The 21809-nt window shown below is 45.2% G+C and carries 19 protein-coding genes; 18 read left to right on the top strand and 1 reads right to left on the bottom strand.

Annotated elements, in window-relative coordinates:
- Positions 1-10 precede the first annotated feature (10 nt).
- From NSQ38_RS29405 to NSQ38_RS29330, 16 genes are all read left to right on the top strand, one after another.
- Positions 11-916: a glycosyltransferase gene (locus NSQ38_RS29405; protein WP_339785673.1), complete on the top strand. Its 906-nt coding sequence runs from the start codon at positions 11-13 to the stop codon at positions 914-916.
- An 8-nt stretch (positions 917-924) separates the two neighbouring features.
- Positions 925-2301 (top strand): oligosaccharide flippase family protein, encoded by a 1377-nt coding sequence (locus NSQ38_RS29400; protein WP_338591963.1) that lies wholly within the window; start codon positions 925-927, stop codon positions 2299-2301.
- Positions 2288-3316, top strand: a complete 1029-nt coding sequence (locus tag NSQ38_RS29395) for a polysaccharide pyruvyl transferase family protein (RefSeq protein WP_338591965.1) — start codon at positions 2288-2290, stop codon at positions 3314-3316. Before NSQ38_RS29400 ends, NSQ38_RS29395 begins: the two co-directional genes overlap by 14 nt.
- The gene (locus NSQ38_RS29390) at positions 3313-4695 is read left to right on the top strand and encodes a sugar phosphate nucleotidyltransferase (RefSeq protein ID WP_339785670.1); all 1383 of its coding nucleotides are present in this window, start codon (positions 3313-3315) and stop codon (positions 4693-4695) included. Before NSQ38_RS29395 ends, NSQ38_RS29390 begins: the two co-directional genes overlap by 4 nt.
- 31 nt (positions 4696-4726) lie before the next feature.
- Entirely contained in the window at positions 4727-6058 is a 1332-nt protein-coding gene (locus NSQ38_RS29385; RefSeq protein ID WP_339785668.1) for a UDP-glucose/GDP-mannose dehydrogenase family protein, read from the top strand.
- Between the two features lie 13 nt (positions 6059-6071).
- A complete protein-coding gene (locus NSQ38_RS29380; protein WP_338591972.1) occupies positions 6072-6992 on the top strand; it encodes an LCP family protein in 921 nt (306 codons plus the stop codon).
- A 21-nt stretch (positions 6993-7013) separates the two neighbouring features.
- Positions 7014-9173 (top strand): hypothetical protein, encoded by a 2160-nt coding sequence (locus tag NSQ38_RS29375; RefSeq protein ID WP_339785666.1) that lies wholly within the window; start codon positions 7014-7016, stop codon positions 9171-9173.
- Positions 9174-9183: 10 nt separating this feature from the next.
- A complete protein-coding gene (locus NSQ38_RS29370) occupies positions 9184-9768 on the top strand; it encodes a VanZ family protein (RefSeq protein WP_339785664.1) in 585 nt (194 codons plus the stop codon).
- An 84-nt stretch (positions 9769-9852) separates the two neighbouring features.
- The gene (locus NSQ38_RS29365) at positions 9853-10374 is read left to right on the top strand and encodes a hypothetical protein (protein WP_339785662.1); all 522 of its coding nucleotides are present in this window, start codon (positions 9853-9855) and stop codon (positions 10372-10374) included.
- A 251-nt stretch (positions 10375-10625) separates the two neighbouring features.
- Positions 10626-10877, top strand: coding sequence for a hypothetical protein (locus NSQ38_RS29360; RefSeq protein ID WP_143023589.1), 252 nt, complete (start codon positions 10626-10628; stop codon positions 10875-10877).
- Positions 10878-10909: 32 nt separating this feature from the next.
- Positions 10910-11818 carry an ABC transporter ATP-binding protein gene (locus NSQ38_RS29355; protein WP_047841976.1) on the top strand — a complete coding sequence of 303 codons (909 nt, stop codon included), beginning with the start codon at positions 10910-10912 and terminating at the stop codon, positions 11816-11818.
- Entirely contained in the window at positions 11811-12602 is a 792-nt protein-coding gene (locus NSQ38_RS29350) for a DUF2705 family protein (protein ID WP_338591987.1), read from the top strand. The genes NSQ38_RS29355 and NSQ38_RS29350 overlap by 8 nt, the downstream gene beginning before the upstream one ends.
- Before the next feature lie 174 nt (positions 12603-12776).
- The gene (locus tag NSQ38_RS29345; protein WP_081745953.1) at positions 12777-13850 is read left to right on the top strand and encodes an AI-2E family transporter; all 1074 of its coding nucleotides are present in this window, start codon (positions 12777-12779) and stop codon (positions 13848-13850) included.
- Between the two features lie 216 nt (positions 13851-14066).
- On the top strand, positions 14067-14462 hold the full coding sequence (locus NSQ38_RS29340) for a GntR family transcriptional regulator (RefSeq protein WP_264931832.1): 396 nt from the start codon (positions 14067-14069) through the stop codon (positions 14460-14462).
- A gap of 341 nt (positions 14463-14803) precedes the next feature.
- The gene (locus tag NSQ38_RS29335) at positions 14804-15586 is read left to right on the top strand and encodes a DUF5808 domain-containing protein (protein WP_339785660.1); all 783 of its coding nucleotides are present in this window, start codon (positions 14804-14806) and stop codon (positions 15584-15586) included.
- 58 nt (positions 15587-15644) lie between these two features.
- Complete coding sequence (locus NSQ38_RS29330; protein WP_339785658.1) at positions 15645-17234, top strand: stalk domain-containing protein; 1590 nt, start codon at positions 15645-15647, stop codon at positions 17232-17234.
- Between the two features lie 121 nt (positions 17235-17355).
- Here the strand turns inward: NSQ38_RS29330 and NSQ38_RS29325 are convergent, their stop codons facing one another.
- Positions 17356-18714 carry a hemolysin family protein gene (locus NSQ38_RS29325; RefSeq protein ID WP_091033797.1) on the bottom strand — a complete coding sequence of 453 codons (1359 nt, stop codon included), beginning with the start codon at positions 18712-18714 and terminating at the stop codon, positions 17356-17358.
- A gap of 376 nt (positions 18715-19090) precedes the next feature.
- Between NSQ38_RS29325 and cls the strand changes: the two genes are divergently transcribed.
- Positions 19091-20530: a cardiolipin synthase gene (cls, locus tag NSQ38_RS29320; RefSeq protein ID WP_047841979.1), complete on the top strand. Its 1440-nt coding sequence runs from the start codon at positions 19091-19093 to the stop codon at positions 20528-20530.
- 348 nt (positions 20531-20878) lie between these two features.
- Entirely contained in the window at positions 20879-21790 is a 912-nt protein-coding gene (locus NSQ38_RS29315; protein WP_036611290.1) for a YitT family protein, read from the top strand.
- Positions 21791-21809 lie beyond the last annotated feature (19 nt).

Genomic DNA, 21809 nt, shown 5'->3' with positions numbered 1-21809 from the left:
TGGGGATGAAATGATGAAGGTAACCGTCGCGATCTGTACGTATAACCGTGCACATGATGCGGTAGAGGCCATACGAAGTGCAATACAACAGAATTATGCAAGCAGCGACTATGAGATCATACTCATTGATAACAATTCGAAAGACAACACACGGGAAATTGTACTTCAAACCATCTTGCAGCATGAGAACCATTCGATCCGTTATGTGTTGGAAGAAAAGCAAGGCTTGTCTGTAGCCCGCAATCGGGCCATTCACGAGGCGCGCGGCGAATATATCCTGTTTCTTGACGATGATGCCTTTGCTTGCAGGGACTGGATTCACCAGATCGTTAGCGTGTTTGAGATGAATGAAAATATCGGTTGTGTCGGTGGCAAGATTGACCCGATCTGGGAAGTACCTGAGCCGATGTGGATTCCACCGGAGAACAGGTCGCTGTTCACCATTCTGGATTTTGCAGATGAAGTCACTGAAATGAAAAGTCCTTATATTCCATTTGGTGCAAATGTGGCTTTTCGTTTATCCGTCTTTGATCAACTGGCTCCCTTCCGTGAAGATCTTGGAAGAGTGGGGAACAACCTTCTCTCCAGTGAAGAGAGTGAATTGATTGCAAGAATACGGACAAAGTTCAAGGTATATTACACGCCGTACGGCGCGGTACAACATAAAGTAGCCAAAGAGCGAACGACAAAGAACTGGTTTCTGCGCCGAATCTATTGGCAGGGTGTGAGTGATGCCATTCGGGATCAGGATCGTGGTGTTGTGCGTACGGCCAAACATGGCATCAAGCTTGCCCAGGGGATCACAACCTCTCTGATCTACATTTATAATGCAGATCGGTTCACACGTCAGCTTGCCAAAGTATGTTACCGAAACGGCATGATTGTTGGGTCGCTTCGTCAAAACAGTAAGGGATGAGGATCGCTATGGCGCAAGTTGCACTTCGCAAAGTATTCAGAGGAAACGGCTTAATGAGTGCCATATTCCAGACAAGTGGAACCAATCTGCTGGTCATGACACTGACGATGTTGTCTTCCATTTTGACGTCACGCATGTTCGGCGTAGAGGGAAAGGGTGCATTCTCGGCCATCCTGTTCTGGCCAGCGCTCTTAACCGGATTGGTCGGATTTGGACTACCAACTTCTATTATTTATAACATCAAACAGAGCGCAACCGAGAAGAGTGCACAGTATGTTCGGTTAAGCTTTCTTTTTCAAGTTCCGGTGTGCATCATCATTGGTGTTGTGGCCTGGTTTGGATTACCTTTCTGGCTCTCCAGCTTTCCGCCAGAGGTCGTGCAGATATCCAGATGGTATACGATTGCTACCGTTCCGGTACTTATTGTCATCAATCTCATATCAGCACTCTCGCAGAGTCGGGAGAAATTCGCTGTATATAATGGTATCCGGTTAATGATCCCCCTGTTTAATGTAGGCGGGCTTTTTGTGTTATGGGGCCTGGGCATGCTGAGCATTCAGCTCGCGGCTGCGATCTATTTTGTAACCAGCTTCTCCGTGGTAGCGTGGGCTATCTATGCTAACCGTAATGAATTGAGACTGAGATGGTTCAAGGATCGGGTGGACCAGAGTTCAGCCAAGAAGCTTTTTGGTTATGGCAGCAAGGTGTATGGTGTTGAATTGTTAGGAACGCTGTATACCCAGTTTGATAAAATCATTATTTTGGCGTTGCTCACCCCGCGTGATTTTGGACTGTATTCCGTCGTATTTGCGTTATCCCGAATCTACAATGCGGTTCAGACGGCGATTAGCAATGTTGTTTTCCCAAAAGTGACCGGATTGCCTCAAGAGCAGATTATTCGAACAGTCGGTAGAGCCTTCCGCATCTCGCTCATGGTCATGATGATCATTGTTATACCTACCATGTTTGTGGGGAACTACCTGATGGGTCTTCTGTTTGGCTCCGAATTCCTGGAAGCGAGTGTCGCATTTTATATTTTGGCTGTGGAATGCATCATTGGTGGTGGCTCCTGGATTCTGGCATCCGCATTTAATGCACTTGGTCGGCCAGGGCTTGTGATGATCAGACAGCTCATTGCACTCTCGGTGACGGTGGCTTTGTTCTTTGTATTCACCCCGCTGTGGGGGCTCAACGGCATTGCAATTGCCTTATTGATCGGGTCCATTGTACGAATGGTGGTTACTGTGGCTGCGATGAAGATTGTATTTAAGGTGAAGTTTGCCGCCATGTTCTATGACAAGGAAGATATACCGTTTCTCTATGAACGGTTAAACAAAAAAAGAAGAAGAGTCACCCAAGGAGGAGATGGAGATGCTGGGCACTAACAATATTCATCCAATGGAAGAGTTGAAGGGACATTTACGTCAGATTTTGAAGGTCATTCCACCGCGTACCGAAATCTATTATTTGGATTACCCGGTGCATAGCAATGGTGGTGACTTGTTGATTATGAAAGGTACTGAGGCTTTCTTCCGAGACAATGATATTCATGTACGTGCCAGATACAGCATTCTGGATTGCCCTTTGTCCCTCAAGGTACCGGAAGGTATAACGATCGTGTTGCACGGGGGAGGTAACTTTGGTGATCTGTACCCTGCCCATCAGAAATTGAGAGAACGCATGATTGCACAACATCCGAATCACCGGATTGTCATTCTGCCACAGACGATGTTTTACAAGAGTGATATTGAATTGAAGAAGACAGCCCAAGTATTCAATCGTCATAAGGATGTACACTTTTTTGTTCGGGACACCTTATCTTATGAGATAGCCAGTAAAGAATTTCAACAAACCAATGTGTATCTATCTCCCGATATGGCGCATCAGTTGTGGCCTTTGAAGTCCAAGAGCAAGCCTACGGCAGAGATGTTGTATTTCTTCCGTAAAGACATTGAGAAGACTCAGAATCAGGTGCATTACGAATCCGTCAGTGGACCCAAGGCCACGTTTAAAGACTGGGAGACATTGTACAACCGGGTAGACCGGAAGATCATTCGCATGATTACATCCCGGTTGAAGTCAGGGAAAGGCAGCTCTTTTGCCCGCTGGTTGTGGTACAAATACTCTGATCGGATGGTACATACGGCCATTAAGGAATTCAATCAATACCAGACCATCACGACATCCCGTCTGCATGGACATATTCTGGCCTGTCTCCTGGATCAACCGAACATCCTGCTGGATAATTCATACGGCAAGAACTCAAATTATTATGCAGCTTGGACCAAGAGCAATCCGGCAGGCAGACTGGAATCCAATCAGACCAGCACATATAACAAGCCAACCGAGACCAGCAAGGGAGCGAGTACGGTTGTGCTGTCGGATGGTGCAGCGCTATGAGAAGTATTCTGTTATCCGGCGGTTCTGGCAAGCGTCTCTGGCCGTTATCCAACGATTCCAGATCCAAGCAATTTCTTAAAGTACTCCATGGGCCTGAGGGGAATCCGGAATCCATGGTACAGCGGGTATGGCGACAGCTGAATCATGCCGGACTTGCATCAGAGGCGCTTATTGCGACCAGTTTGCCACAGGTTGAGATTCTGACTTCTCAGCTGGGAGACGATGTGAGACTGGTTGTGGAGCCTGAGCGCAGAGATACGTTTCCAGCGATTGCGCTGGCAGCCTCTTATCTGTATTCCGTAGAGAGTGTGAGTCTGAATGAGACGATTGCAGTGTTGCCTGTAGATCCCTTTGTTGAAAAAGAATTCTTCGAAGTGCTGGCAACCTTACCGGAGATGCTTGATAAGTCTGGTGCTGATCTGGCCTTGATGGGAGTTGTGCCGACATACCCGTCAGAGAAGTACGGATACATCATTCCGCAATCCCTATCTTCCAGTGAAAATAACAATGAATACGTGAATGTAGCGAAGTTCCAGGAGAAACCCTGCGAATCCGATGCGGTCCTCATGATTGAGCAGGCCGCATTATGGAATTGCGGGGTTTTTGCTTTTAAACTTGGTTATTTGATTAATCTACTCATTGAGATGGAACTGCCGATCCAGTATGACGAAATGCTGAAGCAATACGGAAGATTGAACAAGATCAGTTTTGATTACCAGGTTGTCGAGAAGGCGAATCAGATTATCGCTATTCCGTATAACGGCTTCTGGAAAGATCTAGGCACGTGGAACACACTCACGGAAGAGATGGGAAGCTCGGTAGTAGGAAAAGGGTGGATTACGGGAGATTCCCTGAATACCCACTTGGTCAATGAATTGAACATTCCGGTTGCCATATTGGGCTTGTCAGATGTGGTGGTCGCCGTGAGTCCGGATGGCATTCTGGTCAGTGACAAAGAAGCCAGCCCACGGATCAAGGAAATCTTGAAGAATGAGGATCAACGCCCCATGTATGAGGAGCGCAGGTGGGGTTGCTACCGGGTTCTGGATTATACAAGAAACGAAGCTGGCGGCGAGGTTCTCACCAAACGAATCTGCATCAGTGCCGGGAAAAATCTGAGTTATCAATACCATTTGCTTCGCAATGAGGTATGGACGGTTGTATCGGGAACAGGGGAATTGATTCTGGATGGGAAGAGCCGAATGATCGGGCAAGGAGATACGGTGATCATTGACCGGAGTATGCTTCATTCCGTCAGAGCCGTTACGGAACTGGAGATCATTGAAGTACAGATCGGCAGCCAGCTGATTGAGGAAGATATCGTTAGAGTGTCTACCGAATGGCAGGACATTGTTCAGACATATGTGAAGCACGCGTAACAACACATTAGGACATGGGGGAGATTATGGAATGAATATTACGGTGATTGGCACAGGGTATGTGGGTTTGGTATCGGGCGTATGTTTTTCGGAACTGGGAAATAACGTGATCTGTGTAGACAACAATTTGGAAAAAGTGAATATGTTAACGGACGGTCATGTTCCGATCTATGAACCGGGTCTGAAGGATATCATGAATGCCAATATGAAAGCAGGAAGGCTGTCCTTCACCACCAACATTCAGGATGCCATCAGTCGTTCGGATATTATTATCATCGCGGTGGGTACGCCATCCCTGCCTAATGGCGAAGCAAATCTGAGTTTTATTGAGCTTGTCGCGCGAGAAATAGGTTCTTATATGGATAATTATAAAATAATAATGACTAAAAGCACTGTTCCTGTCGGAACCAACGATCGTATTCAGGAATGGATCAGCAATTTGACGAATCATCCATTCGACATGGCATCGGTACCGGAGTTCCTGCGAGAAGGTACCGCTGTCCAGGATACGCTCTATCCTGACCGGATAGTCATTGGGACACATAGTGAGCGGGCAGTCGCCACGTTGAAAGAGCTGCATCAGCCATTAACCGATCAGATTATTGTTACGGATATTCGCTCGGCCGAAATGATTAAATATGCATCCAACGCTTTTCTGGCAACCAAGATCTCATTTATCAACGAAATCTCTAACATCTGTGAAAAAGTAGGAGCAGATGTCAGCCGCGTTGCCGAAGGCATGGGCTATGACAGACGAATCGGTGCCTCCTTTCTCAAGGCAGGCATTGGTTACGGAGGTTCCTGTTTCCCTAAGGATACACAGGCTCTGATACAAATTGCAGGTAATGTGGATTATGACTTCAAATTGCTGAAGTCCGTGGTGGAAGTGAACAAAGATCAACGCTTCAACGTCATCCGCAAATTGGAAGACGCACTTGGTTCACTCGAAGGGAAGCAAATTGCCATCTGGGGGCTCGCCTTCAAGCCGGATACCGATGACGTACGTGATGCTCCGGCAATTGAGATCATTCAGCGTTTGCTTGAGCAGGGGGCAGTGATTCGGGCATATGACCCCATCGCGACCGAGAACTTCCGCAAAGAGGTGGATTCCCCATCCATTACGTGGGAGGATCGTGCCATGAAAGCGGCGGAAGGCGCTGATGCACTCTGCGTTCTGACGGAATGGAAAGAGTTCATGGAGGTTAATCTGACTGATTTGGCAGCGCATATGAATCAACCCATCCTGATTGATGGAAGAAACATCTACGGAGCAGATCAGATTAAAGATACGTCCTTCCAATACTACTCCGTTGGTCGTCCAGGTCTAACCAATATCGATGCAAGAAAAACGGCAGTCATCTAACGGAGGCCATAACATGAGACGCGGGATCAAAATAACATTAGGTGCCCTTTCCCTTGTTGCAGTTGTCATGATTGGATATTCGGTGTATCTGTATCTGCATGTTAAATCTGCGGCGGATCAAATGTATGAACCCCGGGAACCCATCAAGCAGGTATCTATTGTTGACCAGCGGGGTGGGGGAGATTTCCCTGTGGACATGGAGAATGAAGAACCTTTTAATGCTTTGATCCTGGGTGTGGATGAACGTTCCAATGATCGGGGGCGCTCCGACACCATGATTGTATTAAGTATTAATCCTGCGAAACAATCCGCACTTATGTTTAACATCCCCCGAGATACCAGAACGAATATTGTTGGTCACGGCACGGAGGATAAGATCAACCATGCCTATGCTTTTGGGGGCGTTAACATGTCTGTGCAAACGGTGGAACAATTGCTTGATGTTCCCATACATTACTACATGAAAGTGAATATGGAGGGCTTTGCACAGGTCATCGACATGGTGGGTGGGGTGGATGTGAATAACCCGTTTGCATTTGACTATGAAGGTTATCGGTTCGAGCAAGGAAATATTCATCTGGATGGTGCAGCAGCTTTGGGATTTTCGCGAATGCGTTATGATGATCCGAAGGGGGATCTCGGGCGGAATGACCGTCAGCGGGAGATTATCAAACAAGTGCTGAAGAATACGGTTCAGGTATCCAACGTGTTGCAACTGGAGACGTTGCTGGATGAAGTGAGTGCTCACGTGAGAACTGACGTTACCTTTGATGAAATGAAGCAGATGTTCTCCAATTACCGCCCGGTGCTGAATCATATCGAGTCTGTTGAGATCAAAGGCACGGGCAAGAAAATAGACGGAGTGTATTACTATATCGTGGAACAGTCAGAGCGAGACAGAATACATCAGATGATTGAAGAACATTTAAAATGATCGGATAGGGCGGTGAACCAGATGCGTATCTCCAGGCTATTGAAATTATCTCTGATTGTGCTCCTAATGTATATGCTCATGATACCTGCAAGTACAAACGTTGTTCAATCAGCTCAAAACTATCAATGGAAGAATATACCTATTGGTGGTGGGGGGTACGTTACAGGTGTGGTTATTCATCCGACTGAGCCTGATCTGGTTTACGCTCGAACTGACGTTGGAGGAGCCTATCGGTTGGATGCAGCCTCAGGAGATTGGGTCCCGCTACTGGATCATTTCGGAGATGAGGACAGCAATCTGTACGGTGTGGATGGGATTGCACTGGATCAGCAAAACCCTAATATCGTGTATATCGCTGCTGGGAAGTACGGGAATGTGGGGCCGAGCGATATTCTGAAATCTACAGACCGGGGAGAAACCTGGATTCGAACCGGACTTAATCTTCGGAATGAATCGAATGGAAATATCCATCGCGCCATGGGAGAGAGCATCGCCGTCAATCCCACGAACTCCAATTACCTGCATGTTGGTACACGATATGATGGATTGTACACTTCCAGTGACGGGGCAGCAACATGGAGCAAGGTATGGGATGTACCTAGCGGGCTGTCCGGTGAGGGAATACGAAGTGTAGCTTATGGATTGAATCCCGTCACGAAGCAAGGTCAAGTTGTGTATGCGGGGGTTCGCGGCATTGGTGTGTATAGCAAAGCACCAAGAAGCAATGGGCAGACCACCTGGCAACTTACCGGAAGAAGTCCCGAATATCCTGCACGTATGACTGTGGCGAAGAACGGGACGTTGTATGTGACCACGGATAATCAGGGCGTCTACAAGTTCAATGGTGTGCAGTGGACGAATATAACACCCAGCCCCAGTTACTCATCTTATTATGGAATCACGATTGATCCCAATAATGATAATCACATCCTGGCAGCCGTTCGAACAGGCGGAGATAATCTGCCACTGTATCGTTCCGTTAATGGCGGACAGAGTTGGACAACAGTGAGCAAAACGCTGGTATCCAAACCGTCATGGTGGACACCCAACATGTTTTTCTCAGCGACATCCAGTATCAAGTTTGACCCACATAACCCGGGCACGGTATACGCTACAGACTGGTTTGGCGTGTACAAGACGGAAAATATCAATGGTACCAATGGATTGACCGGTAGTACTGCGAGTACTTGGGAAGCCATTACCGATGGTCATGAAGAAGTCGTCGCACTCACTGCATCCACACCACCTCAGGGTGTTTCATTCTTTAGTGGTTTAACGGATCAAGTCGGATTTAGACATGAAAATGTAAACGATGTTCCTCTTAATAAAATCCCGCTCGCAGGTATGCGAGAAATTGTGAGTATTGACTATCATGAGGCAAATCCGAACTACATGATATTTCTGGGAAGCAGTGACTGGTATGGTACGACCACACGTTTATTTGTCTCTTCCAATAACGGAGTTACGGTAACGCCGGTAAACGTTCCAGCAGGTTCTACACTGGGGCGGGTGGCCTATTCAGCCATTAATCCAAATGTAATTGTTTATTACCCCCAGACAGGTAATCCGGTCAGAAGCACGAATCGTGGCGCAACATGGCAAAATATGAATGGTGCCCCTTTTCAGGCTATCGGGGGAAATATGGTCTTCGCCTATAATCATCCACTGGCTGCCGATCGCATCAATGGATATAAATTTTATATGTATGCTGCTGGTTATATGTATCGCTCAACGGATGCTGGTGCCAACTGGTCCAAAGCCAATACGGTTCGCCTTCCTGTTAATACGGATATCAATACAAGCTTCATTAAAGTTGAAGCTGCACCTGGCGTGGCGAATAATGTATGGGTGAGTCTGGGAACCGATGGACTATATGCATCGACGAACTCGGGAAATACATTTTCCAAGATCCAGGGTGTACAGAACTCCAAATTATTTGCCTTTGGTAAAGCTCAGCCCGGCAGATTGGTTCCAGCTGTTTATGTATATGGCACCGTAAATAACGTGAATGGATTCTTCCGTTCAGATGATATGGGGGTAACCTGGAACAATATAGGTCCTTTAGGTAATGGAATCGGGCTGGGCAATGAACCGCAAATTATGGCGGCAGATCGTCAAATCTATGGTCAGGTATATGTAGGTACAAATGGCAGAGGTATGTACGTTGGATCAATAGAATAACAAGAGAGATATGAAAGTGGTGAAGATCAAAATGATGGAGGAGGGCTCCGGGCGCACGAGACAAAAGCATGTACGAAGAACGTACGGATTTCTCATTGCTCTGCTGTTGATTGTGATCTGGATTCTGGTTATCTGGTCCATGTCCACACAATCCTCTCAACAGCAAGACATTCAGCCTTGGCTTCATAAATGGTCTCAAAAATTGCACATCGGTTTTACGCTTCCTGATGTGCAATTCACTTACGGGGAGTATGAGTATTCGCTGAAGCAGAGGCCGTATGATTTTGCAGAGTTCATCTTTCGCAAGAGTGCGCACTTATTTGTATACGCTGTGCTCGCCGTGCTTGTGTACGGCGGGCTGCGGTACAGAAGAACATCCCTTGTGACCAGTATCGTTTCTGCTCTGGCTGTGGTGTTTGTTATAGCCTCCATTGATGAATATATTCAGCAGTTCAGCCCGGACCGGACAAGCTCGATACGTGATGTTGGAGTAGACTTGCTCGGCGGCTGCTGTGGGATTGCCATATATGCAGGAATTCAGTTCATTATCCGAAGGATCAGAAAGGGAAAGCGTACTTCCATTCACAGTGAGTGATTTCCCAGGAAATTAGATGTATCGTTCAACTTCTACTTGTCTGCCATCCATCATAAGTATGGAGTAGGACAAGGAGGACTGGACATGCTGCGAAGAAGGAACCGGAATGTTTTGCTCAAAAAGATCGGGTTCATCGCGATCATTGTATTATTGCTGTGGTTGATTGCCAGAACCATTCCGTATTTGTTTCAGGCAGATACATCGGATGAAGCTGCTGCTGTTGCCGAAGAGTTTTACAAATATGAGCAGACGGGTGACTTCGGCAGTTCATGGGAACTCTTTCATCCCCTGATGAAAGAGCGGTTTCCCAAGAGTGCTTACGTACAGAACAGAGCACATATATTTATGCAGCACTTTGGCGTGGAAACGTTTGAGCTGGAGATGGAAAAGCCGGAGCGCGAGTTTGATGTAACGGTGATCGATGGCGTTAAGCCATTTTCTGAAGCCTACAGAATCCAGGTCACCCAGAAGTACTCAGGTACCTTTGGCCAATTCGATATTGTGCAGACCTGTTATCTTGTAGAGGATGGCGATGAGTGGACATTACTCTGGTATTATCCAAATCAGAAAAATGAGGATACCTCGCAGGTCGACAATAGTGACTGATCAGGAAATAATATTAACCCATACGTTGCACCGAATTGTATCATTTACCTTACATGAAGCTCTGTAAATGCGAGACTTTTGTCGCATTTATGGAGCTTTTTTTGTGTTTTTCTTGTTTTTATGCCTGTAAAGCCTTGACAATAGTCCCGGTGTCAAGTAAATTACGAGATAGATACAAAATGTATCAATTTTCAGCGTCTAACGACAAATAACAAGGACTTCTAAGCTCCTTGTGAGGGGAAGGAATATCATTGATCGAAACGGGCCGCTTTTACTGTGTCAGTTGTGGGATGATTGTGTCGGTCGCTAGAAGCTCTGTCGAAATGAAGGAAGAGGGCAATGGAGGCAATCACGTATTTCGCACCGGATTCTACCGGAGTGAAATGCCGCTTGGATGCTGTGAAGCGTGTGTAGTTGAAGCGAAACGTCAGGGGAAATCCCAGTTTGCGGGACAATATACTAAAGATTATGATACACTATGTGCATATGAGAAACGGGCATGAAGTATATGCTCGTCCATGAAGGAGGGGATTGAATGCAGCAGGAGCCGGTCGTCCGGATTCAGGGCGTCAGCAAAATCATATCCTCCCGATCATTGGTCAGCGACCTGACTCTGGATATTTCTCCGGGGCAGGTTTTTGGTTTTTTAGGACCTAATGGCGCGGGGAAAACAACAACGATTCGGATGATGGTTGGACTGATGTCCATCAGTAAAGGTGATATTTTCATCTCGGGACACAGTGTGAAGAATGAATTTGAGAAGGCGGTAGCCCAGGTAGGAGCTATTGTGGAAAATCCGGAAATGTACAAGTTTCTGACCGGGTACCAGAATCTCGTTCACTTTGCCCGCATGTCGCCGGGAGTTACGAAGGAACGTATTGCTGAGACGATTGAGCGTGTGGGGCTTACGGCCCGTATTCACGATAAGGTCAAAACCTATTCACTGGGCATGCGCCAGCGTCTGGGTGTCGCGCAAGCGATATTACATAAACCGAAGCTGCTTGTACTGGATGAGCCGACTAATGGTCTGGACCCACAGGGTATACGGGAACTGAGAGATTATTTGCGTCAGCTTACCCAAGAGGAAGGTATTACAGTCTTTGTATCCAGTCATTTGTTGTCAGAGATGGAGCTGATGTGTGATACGGTGGCCATCATCCAGAATGGCAAGTTGATCGATGTAAGAAACCTTCGGGCTGAAGCCGGTTCGGATGCATTAATCGAAGTTGCTTTTGAGCTGAATGATGCAGATCGTGCTGCGGATCTGATTCAGGGTGCTGTCGTACAGGGCAATGTCCTGGTGATGCGGGTGTCTCGTGAGCAGATTCCGGATATCAATGCCAAGCTGGTTAGCGAAGGGTTTCAGGTATACGGTATTCGTAACGTGACTCACACCCTGGAAGAACAATTCTTGCAAGTCACTGGGGGTGGAGGCATTGGGTAGTTTTGGTAATCTGATATTGAATGAGAATATGAAAATTTTCCGTCGTCCCCGTACCTGGATCATGTTATCGATTCTGGCGCTGATCTCGCTATTAATGCCAGTGTTACTGCGAGAAGGCATGGGGTCCAATGAAGTGTTGTACTGGGAAGCGGCTGTAACGACCATCCAGATTACGTTTTTCCTGAACACGATCTTCTGTGTCGTGATTGCAGCGGAATCGGTTGCGGGCGAATTTACGTGGGGAACCATTAAGCTATTGCTGATCCGTCCATGGTCACGAAGCAAAGTTCTCGCTTCCAAATATCTAACCGTCATTGGCTTCAGTATTGTCAGTACATTGCTGGTCATCGTGATGGCCATGCTAACGTCTTATATCCTTTTCTCGCATGATGCGCCGGGAGGAAGCAGTAGTCCGGCTACGAATGCTCTGACGTTATGGGGATATTTGTACGTTGATCTGTTCATTACGCTTGCGATTGCCTTTATGGTGTCCTCCGTATTTCGTTCAGGTGCACTTGCGATTGGATTATCCCTGTTCATTATGTTCTCACAGAGTATCTTCTCACTCATATTCAATCCGGTCCGTTATGAGTGGGCCAAGTATGTTCTATTCAACAACATGGATCTTAGCAAATACATGACCTCCGGGGCGGATTTTGCGTTAATGGGTGGTCCAAGTGCAGGAATGACACTGGGATTCTCTATTGCAGTTCTGGCGGTGTATTACGTTATTTTCATGGTGATTTCCTGGGTTGTATTCAGCAAAAGAGATGTGGCAGGCTAACGCCTGCTTTTTTTTTTGCTCCAATGCTGTTTTGGAAAGAAAAAAGGGTATATTCAACATCGCCTGTGGCATGACTGTCATTTAAGGGTACTTAGTATCATAAGTAAATGACTAGATATACATATGAACGCCGCAGTCACTTTGGCAGAGCAGCGCATGGAGGGATCACGTTTCTTGATAAATAACAAGTTCTACCGCATATGCACAGCGATTATTCTGCTGCTGCTCATCGTGTATCTGGGGGAAAAAGTGAACTTTATTTTCAGCCCCCTGACCTCACTGATTCACATCATCATCATTCCGCTGCTGATTGCCGGTTTCTTCTATTATCTGCTGCGTCCGCTCGTCGATTATATGGAAAGGCATAAGATCAAGCGTGCATTATCAGTTCTGATTATTTACGTCGTAATTGCATTAATACTTGCAGGTTTTAGTGTGCTTGTATGGCCTTCCCTGCGTGAACAATTAATGAATTTCGTGGAGAATGCTCCAGCGTTGGTTACTTCACTCAGCGATCAGTTGAATGCACTTGAAAAGAGCAATGTTGTATCCAGATACCTGCCTGATGATTCCAATCTATTCTCACGATTATCCGATGTTCTGAGCCAAGGGATCACTCAGGTAACCAATTATGTCTCCGGGTTATTCTCCGTGGTATCCAATCTGGTTATTATTCTGGCAACATTCCCGATCATGTTGTATTACATGCTTAAGGAAGGCAGCAAGTTTGGAACGAATCTGACCTTATTGTTGCCAAGGCATTATCGAAAGGATGGGGAAGAAACCGTCCATGAGATTGATGAAGCACTAAGCAACTATATTGTTGGCCGGGTTATTGTTAATGTAGCCCTGGGGATTCTGATGTACATCGGTTTTCTCATCTTAGGTTTGCCTTACGCATTGCTGCTGACTGTTGTATCGATTATTCTGAACTTCATCCCTTATGTGGGTGCTTTGCTGGCAGCTATTCCGGTTGTCATTGTTGCGTTTATCGAATCACCTTCGATGGCGATCTGGTCACTGGTCATCATTGTAATCGCACAGCAAATTCAGGATAACCTGATCTCACCTTATGTCTATGGCAAACAGCTCGATATTCATCCACTGACTACCGTTATCCTTTTGCTCGTGGGTGCTGACCTGGGAAATATCTTGGGTATGATCATCGTGATTCCCCTATATATGATTCTGAAAATTATAGTTCGCAAAATCCATTATCGGATTGTCGAAGATAAGACTGAAACTTAAATGGAATTTGAAATACAACGCTGTCATGTGTAACTACTAATGTTTGTTCTTGAATCACATCGATAAGCTCAACAGGATAAGCCGCATATCAATGGTGAAGGGTCAGGTAAGTTTGCCCTCGCCATTGTTATGCGGCTTTTTTCTCATACATATTGCTCACTTATGTTATACCTGTTATACTTGATATATAACAGATAACAAAAAGAAGGTGAACTCTTGATTATTCAACTGGATATGCAATCCGAACTTCCTATCTATTCGCAACTTGTTTATCAAATTATTGAAGGCATTGCTAGTGGTGAGTTACAGCTAGGTGAGGCGTTACCTTCAGTTCGGAATTTGGCCGCAGATATCGGTGTTAACCTTCACACCGTCAACAAGGCTTATACATTACTCAAGCAAGATGGATACATCCTGGTTCATAGACAAAAGGGAGTTGTAGTGAACCCTGATGGAATGCCTGGTTTAACGGATGATTTTTTGAAAAAGCAGCAAAGCGAATTAAGACCGATTATTGCCGAAGCGATCTGTCGCGGAATGACCAAAGAGGAACTATCTGCGGTGTTAGACCAAATGTATGATGATGTGAAGATGGGTCACAACAGAGAATAACGAATCAAGGGAGTGTGTTATGTATGCAACTATTTAGTATATTACCTATCATTTTAATCTTTGCTCCATTAGCCTTACTTCTATCCTTTACACCATACCTGACAAGGGAAACCATTAGCTTTGGGGTTACGGTAAGTCAATATAATTACTACACACCCATCTTACGTAAGCTAAGAAGTACGTTTGCTACAGTAAGTCTGATCGGAAACGGGATGCTTATACTTGTCTGTCTGTATTTTCTCCGATCTGCTAATGAAGATTCTACCGCAATGATTACCGGTGTTAGCACAATGATATTTATTGTGTACTGGGCAGCACTACACATATTATTTCATTTCAAGATGAAAAAGATAAAAGGATCACTTACAACTGTAGAAGCACCTCAAAGAGTTAAAATCGATACCACCTTCCGCCAAAATAAACTCACCTATTCCAACTATTGGTTTCTCATTCACATTGCTATTATTGCAGCCGTTGCGATCATTTCGATCCTGAATTATAAGGCACTCCCTAACGTCATTCCAATAAAATATGATCTTCAGGGCCATGTCACTTCCAGTGTGCCTAAAACCTACCTCTCGGTACTGGCTATTAATCTTGTACAGCTAGGAATCATTGCACTTATGATGTTGGTTAACTGGAGTATTAAATCAAGCAAACAACAGCTTACTACGTCTAATCCGGGCCAATTTGCTGCTGAAAATATTCAATTCCGCCGTAAATGGTCCCTATTTACGCTTGTAACAGGCTTACTTCTTACCATTTTATTTGCCTTAATTCAGATCAATATGTTCGTCCCTAATCTGGTCTTGTTAACAGCTATTAGCTTCATCACTCCTGTGGTGATCGTGTTAGGTGTTGTATGGCTGTCTCTCACAGGCAGACAAGGCGGCGGGAAAATTCGGAATCATCAGGAAGATCGCGAACGATCCAAAGAACAGCCTGTGAATGACGATGATCATTGGAAGCTTGGTTTTATTTACTTCAATGCCAATGATCCTTCTTTAACCATAGAAAAGCGTTATGGAATAGGCTGGACGATTAACTTCGCTCGTCCACTATCTTGGGTCCTGCTGTTATTCATCATTGCTATTGTTGTTATAAGCATAGTCCTAAGCCAATAAAGGCTCATAATGCTATGCATATAATAGATGAAATTAATTATTAGGAGGAGTTATTACAATGAACAATTGGAAAAAGCTATTACTTTCTCTTACTTTCGTAGGTCTCATCCTTCCAGTAACATCCATCTCAGAAGCTGCTGAAAAATCCGCTGGTAGTGGAAATCTTGTTCCTATTCGTGAGATTGCAGAAAAGAATGGGGCAGAGGTATCTTGGCAACAAAAGACAGGAGAAATCACAATACGAAAAAGTGAGCTTACGATTGTAGTTAAGGTAGGAGAGAACGAGGCGATGGTGAATGGGCAAGCCATATCCTTAGACAATCCTGTTCAGTTAACGAAAGGAGTTACCTATATGGATGGGACATTTCTTTCCGAGACGCTGAAGGCAGAACCTGAGGATATATTCATTTCCCTTATTAGTGAGGGCGATGGCAAGGAGGCTGCCAAGTATGTTCATACCTCTGTGAGTGGAGTGTTGTCACCCACGTTGTTGAGTCAGCTATGGGGAGCTTTAGAAGGACAAAATGGCAAAATTACAAGTGAAGCCATAGCTAAACACGTAGAAAATAACACAGTGCATCGCAATGTCACCTATACGTTCAAAACAGAGCTGACTCGTTTAAATATTACGGTCAGAATGAATCATAACGGACTTGTGGATGATTTGCATATTGCCGCCGCTACGCCAGATGTGTATCAAAAACCAAGCTACGACGACCCATCTGCCTATACAGAACAAGACATTACGGTTGGTCAGGGTGATTTAGCTTTGCCAGGGACATTAACTTTGCCCAAGGGAGAGGGACCTTTCCCGGTTGTCATTCTGGTACAAGGATCCGGGCCTAGCAATCAAGATGCTGCCATTGGTGGTGCAAAACCGTTTCGCGATCTTGCGGTAGGTTTGGCTTCACAAGGAGTTGCTGTATTAAGATACGATAAGGTTACGTATGAGCATACCTATAAGGTGGCTTCACAGCCTAAATTCACATTAAAACAAGAGAGCGTAGATCAGGTAAACGATGCAGTGGAATTGCTTAAAAAGAATGCACATATTGATTCTACAGCGATTTTTGTAGCTGGACATAGTCAAGGCGGGTTTGCAATGCCGTTAATTATTGCTGAGGATAAACAACATGATATTGCAGGAAGTATTCTGCTTGCTGCACCAAGTAGTAGCTTTGCGGATGTGCTTACCGAGCAGCAGGACGAATTGGTAGAGCGGATGAAGCAGCTTGGTTTAGACACGGATGTCATTCAAGGGCAAGCTGATTTTTATAAAAATGTGGCTGCGATGGTTAAAGATCCAAAATATTCTGTAGATCATCTTCCTGAGGCGTTTCCACTTCAACCTGCTTATTGGTGGTTTGAGCAGAGAGATTATGTACCTGCGGAACTGGCTAAAACACAAAATACACCTATGCTTGTTATACAAGGCGAAAACGATGTGCAAGTGTCTATGAATCAATTCCAAACCTGGAAATCGTCTCTTCAAGGTCATTCCAATGTAACGTACAATAGCTATCCAAAGGTAAATCATCTGTTATCCAGCTATGATGGACTTTCAATCGGTCAAGAGTACGCTGAGCCATCTAATGTCTCCAAAGCCATTATCGATGATATTGCGAAGTGGGTATTAAAATCAAACTAAAACGGGAGTTCCATTCTTTGGTCGAGTGATAACATGGGGAAGTGACACATGGGGCGAAATATAAGAAAAGGAGCACTTACCATTATAGGCAAGTGCTCCTCTTCTTATTTCTAAATTTGCTTTATTTAGACCAATTGGACTCTTTCTCGTCTTCATCGGTATAATCAGACATGGTCAGTGGTTCCTTGGGAACAACGGCCACTTTGTAGAACCGATTCTTGTCTTTTTCCAGCAAAACAAAGATTAGATTCTCGAACTCATATTCTTCCTGTTCGTTCATCTCGGGACGATGGCTGTAGAGCCATCCACCAATGGTGTCCCACTCATCTGCATCCAGGCTGGACATAAACATGTCGTTCACCTTCGATAAGGAAACCTTGCCATCCATAATGACATAGTTCTCATTGATGACTTGAATATCTTCCACTTCGTCTGCGTCGAACTCGTCGCGAATCTCACCAACAATCTGCTCAAGCACATCCTCAATGGTTACAATTCCGGAAGTTCCTCCATATTCGTCGACAAGTACGGCGATATGTACGCCATCCTTCTGCATTTTCTTGAGCAAGTCCTTCACAGGAGTTGTTTCGTGAACAGCCGATACAGGCTGAATCAGGGAGGATAGATCGACAGGTTCATCGTTTCCGTATAGTTCCAGGAAGAATTGTTTCGTATTAATGATACCGATGATATCGTCTTTACTCTCATTCACTACTGGAAAACGTGTGTATTGTTCTTCACGAATGATCTCCAGGTTTTCCTCGTTTGTTCTATTCACATAAAGGCAGACCATATCGGTCCGGGGTACCATAATTTCTTTGGCTAACATCTCATCAAAAGCAAAGATCCGGCTTACATAACCGAATTCGGCTTGGTTGATTTTACCACTTTCAAAGCTTTCATTAATGATGATCTGCAACTCTTCTTCGGAGTGTGCATCTTCATGTTCAGAGGCAGGTTTGATTCCGAACAGTTTTACCAGTTGGTTCGCTGAGCCGTTTAACAGCCAGATAAAAGGATACATAATTCGGTTAAACCAGATGATAGGTGTAGACGTTAGCAGCGCAACAGTCTCGGCTTTCCGGATTGCAATCGTTTTTGGAGCGAGTTCACCAACCACAACATGCAGATACGTGATGGAAGCAAACGCAATAACAAACGATAAGAATGAAGAAACCGCCTCAGGAATTTGCATGCTTTCGAACACAGGGTGGAGAATCTTCTCTACCGTTGGTTCTCCCAGCCAGCCCAGTCCCAGAGATGTGATCGTGATTCCAAGCTGGCAGGCAGACAAATATCCGTCCAGATTGGCAACGGCTTGTTTAACAGCCAGCGCACGCTTGTTTCCTTCTGCAATCATTTGGTCGATCCGGCTCGGTCTAACCCGTACCAGAGCGAATTCCACTGCGACAAAAAACGCCGAAAGTCCTATCAAAATCGCAACCAATACTAAATTTAACGCATACCTCTCACTGTCCATTCACTACTGTTCTCCTTTAAGTAATAAGTTTTTAACGATTATTATATCTAATTTTACGTAAGAAGACCACCTCCAGACAAAGAAATGAGGAAGAGTCTGGAAGGTGGAATGAGCAGATTGGCGTCACAATGCGAATCTGCTCCATCATTAAACTGATATGTAGAAGGTAACACAGTCAGAATATACAATGAACAAAGTAGAAATTTGAATTTCCAGAATGAAGTATTCCGTCGGCTTATGTAAAGTTTTATCTAAGCAAACGTTACGAATAGGGGGTACATTGGGTATCTATGATTAGCTGTATACATAATCGTCAAAGATGTGTAGGTGAGAGAAAGGCAAGGTCATGAAGCTTGCCACTTGAGGAGGAAGCCGAATGTTCTGGCTGGTCATTATATTACTCGTATTTATTTTCCAGGCAGCCACAATTCTTTTGCTGGAATTTCGTAATCCGGCTAAAGCTGTGGCTTGGCTGTTTATTTTGTTCTGCGTGCCTTTGATCGGTTTTGTAGTGTACTATTTTGTGGCGCAGGATTATAACAAACGAAAAAAGCTCCGCAAGGGTGGATCGCGCATCTTCCGTGAAATGAAGGAAACGATCTGGGAACAAGCCCACATCATTGGAGATGTCGAACAGATGCCGGGCGATCGTTTCAGTCACCAGCATCGATTGTTTAACCTGTTATCCCATCTGTCGGAGAGCCCGATTACAGGTTGTAACCACAGTACGGTGCTCACAAATGGTGAAGAGGCATTTGCGGCAATGCTGAGGGAAATGGAAAAAGCAAAGCACCATCTGCATGTGGAATTTTACATTTTCCGTGATGATGTGATCAGTACGAAGTTTCAGGATGTCATGATTCGCAAGGCACAGGAGGGCGTGAAGGTTCGGTTTATATGTGACGGTCTCGGCAGTCACAAGATGAGCTGGAGTTTTATCCGCAAACTGCAGGATGCAGGTGTGGAGTTTCATTATTTTCTACCGCCACTGATTGCCACGATTGACCGAAGAGTCAACTACCGGAATCACCGTAAAATAGTCGTTGTGGATGGACAGGTTGGCTTCGTGGGTGGCATCAATGTAGGCGATGATTACCTTGGACAATATCCGGAGGTGGGTTTCTGGCGGGATACACATGTGCAGATCGAGGGAGATGCTGTATATTTCCTGCAAAGTACGTTTCTTAACGACTGGAAATTGGCTTCCGGTGAGCGAATTACCGAACCCCAGCTTGCGGAATTGTTTCCACCTCATATCTGTAGCGGGGAAGAACGAATTCAGATTCTGGCCAGTGGGCCGGATCAGGACTGGGATGCGATTCAGGAAATGTGTTTTGGGGCCATTTCGGTAGCCTGTGACCGGATTTACATTACCACCCCTTATTTTATTCCTGATCCTGCCCTGTATGAGGCACTCAAAACAGCTGCTGTCAGTGGCGTTGATGTGAAAATTATCATTCCGTATCAATCCGATTCAAAGCTTGTTCATTTGGCGTCCCTTTCATACGTAGAGGAGTTACTGCGAGCAGGTGTTGAGTTTTTCCAATATCGCAAAGGTTTTGTACATGCCAAAGTGATGATTGTGGATGAGTTGCTAGCAACGGTAGGCACGGCCAATATGGATATGCGCAGTTTTTTTTGCAATTTTGAGTTGACGGCTGTCCTGTTCGAGTCCTCTCCGATTCGTCGTTTGATCACTGACTTTGAACGTGATCTCGGGGAATGCAGTCAGATCGATGGGGAGGTATTTCAGAAGCGTTCACGACGGCAAAAAGGTGCAGAAATGCTTTCTCGGATGCTTTCACCGCTTCTTTAGCCGATTTAGGGCAGATTTCTGAAGATAAGTTCACTTTTTGTGAATTTATCTTCTTTTTGCTAAGTATTTTGCGCAAATTTGATCTTTTATGATATAATAGATATATAAATCATGTCTTGGCGAAGGAGGGGAGTCTGCGGGAAAACAGGCTCCCTTTTGCTCTCTTTTGAAAGTGCAAACCGGGATGAATAACATTTTGAATCCATTTTATATCGCTTTTAGATGCTTGCGCTGTATAGCCAGGGTACATATAGAACGCAGTTTGCTGTTCTCCATATGTAGATTCACCCTGAGTATTTAAATGATTTATAAAATGGATTCACACACTGATTTAACGGGGGGGATACCATGTCCAATGTAACAGTGAAAGAACTAACAGCCAAGCAAGCTGACCGCGGGGTCAAAAGCTCGGTGTTTACATTAAAGCTGCTGCAACGTATTGTGATGATTCTGATCGGTGCTGCACTAATGGCTGTATCGCTTGAAGTGTTTCTCGTACCGAATGGTGTTATTGATGGTGGGATTACGGGGATTTCAATTATGGTGTCAGAACTTACAAATTTGCCACTCGGAGTATTCCTGACCTTGCTCAACTTGCCTTTCCTGATTCTGGGTTACAAGCAGATTGGTAAAACATTTGCGTTATCCACGCTGCTGGGGATTGTGGTCATGTCCATCGGGACATCATTATTGCACCATGTTCCTGCATTAACACCAGGGGAGCCTTTGCTCGGAGCTGTATTTGGCGGATTGATCCTGGGTGTGGGTGTTGGACTTGTCATTCGGTCTGGCGGTTCACTGGATGGTACGGAGATTGTGGCCATCTTGCTTAGTGAGAAGTCACCTTTGTCTGTAGGACAGATCGTATTGTTCATTAACGTGTTTATTTTCGCAGGTGCAGGATTTGTATTCGGCTGGCCGAATGCCCTGTATTCCATGATTGCATATTATATTGCGATGAAGATGATTGATATTGTGAATGAAGGGCTTGACCAGTCCAAATCGGTATGGATCATTAGTGAGAAATATCGTGATATCGGTTCAGCCCTGACAGACCGTCTTGGTCGTGGTGTAACTTTCCTGGATGGAGAGGGCGGATTCAGCGGGGACGAGAAAAAGATCATTTTTGTCGTGATCACCCGTTTGGAAGAAGCGAAGCTGAAGACCATCGTTGAAGATTGGGACCCGCAAGCCTTTGTGGCTATCGGTAACATTCATGACGTGAAGGGCGGACGTTTTAAGAAAAAAGGTATCCATTAGCGAATTATATACGCATGAA

The organism is Paenibacillus sp. FSL R7-0313 (assembly GCF_037969885.1).
GTDB lineage: Bacteria > Bacillota > Bacilli > Paenibacillales > Paenibacillaceae > Paenibacillus.
Note: the sequence above shows the minus strand (reverse complement) of the source record. Positions and strands in the feature narration are given on the sequence as shown.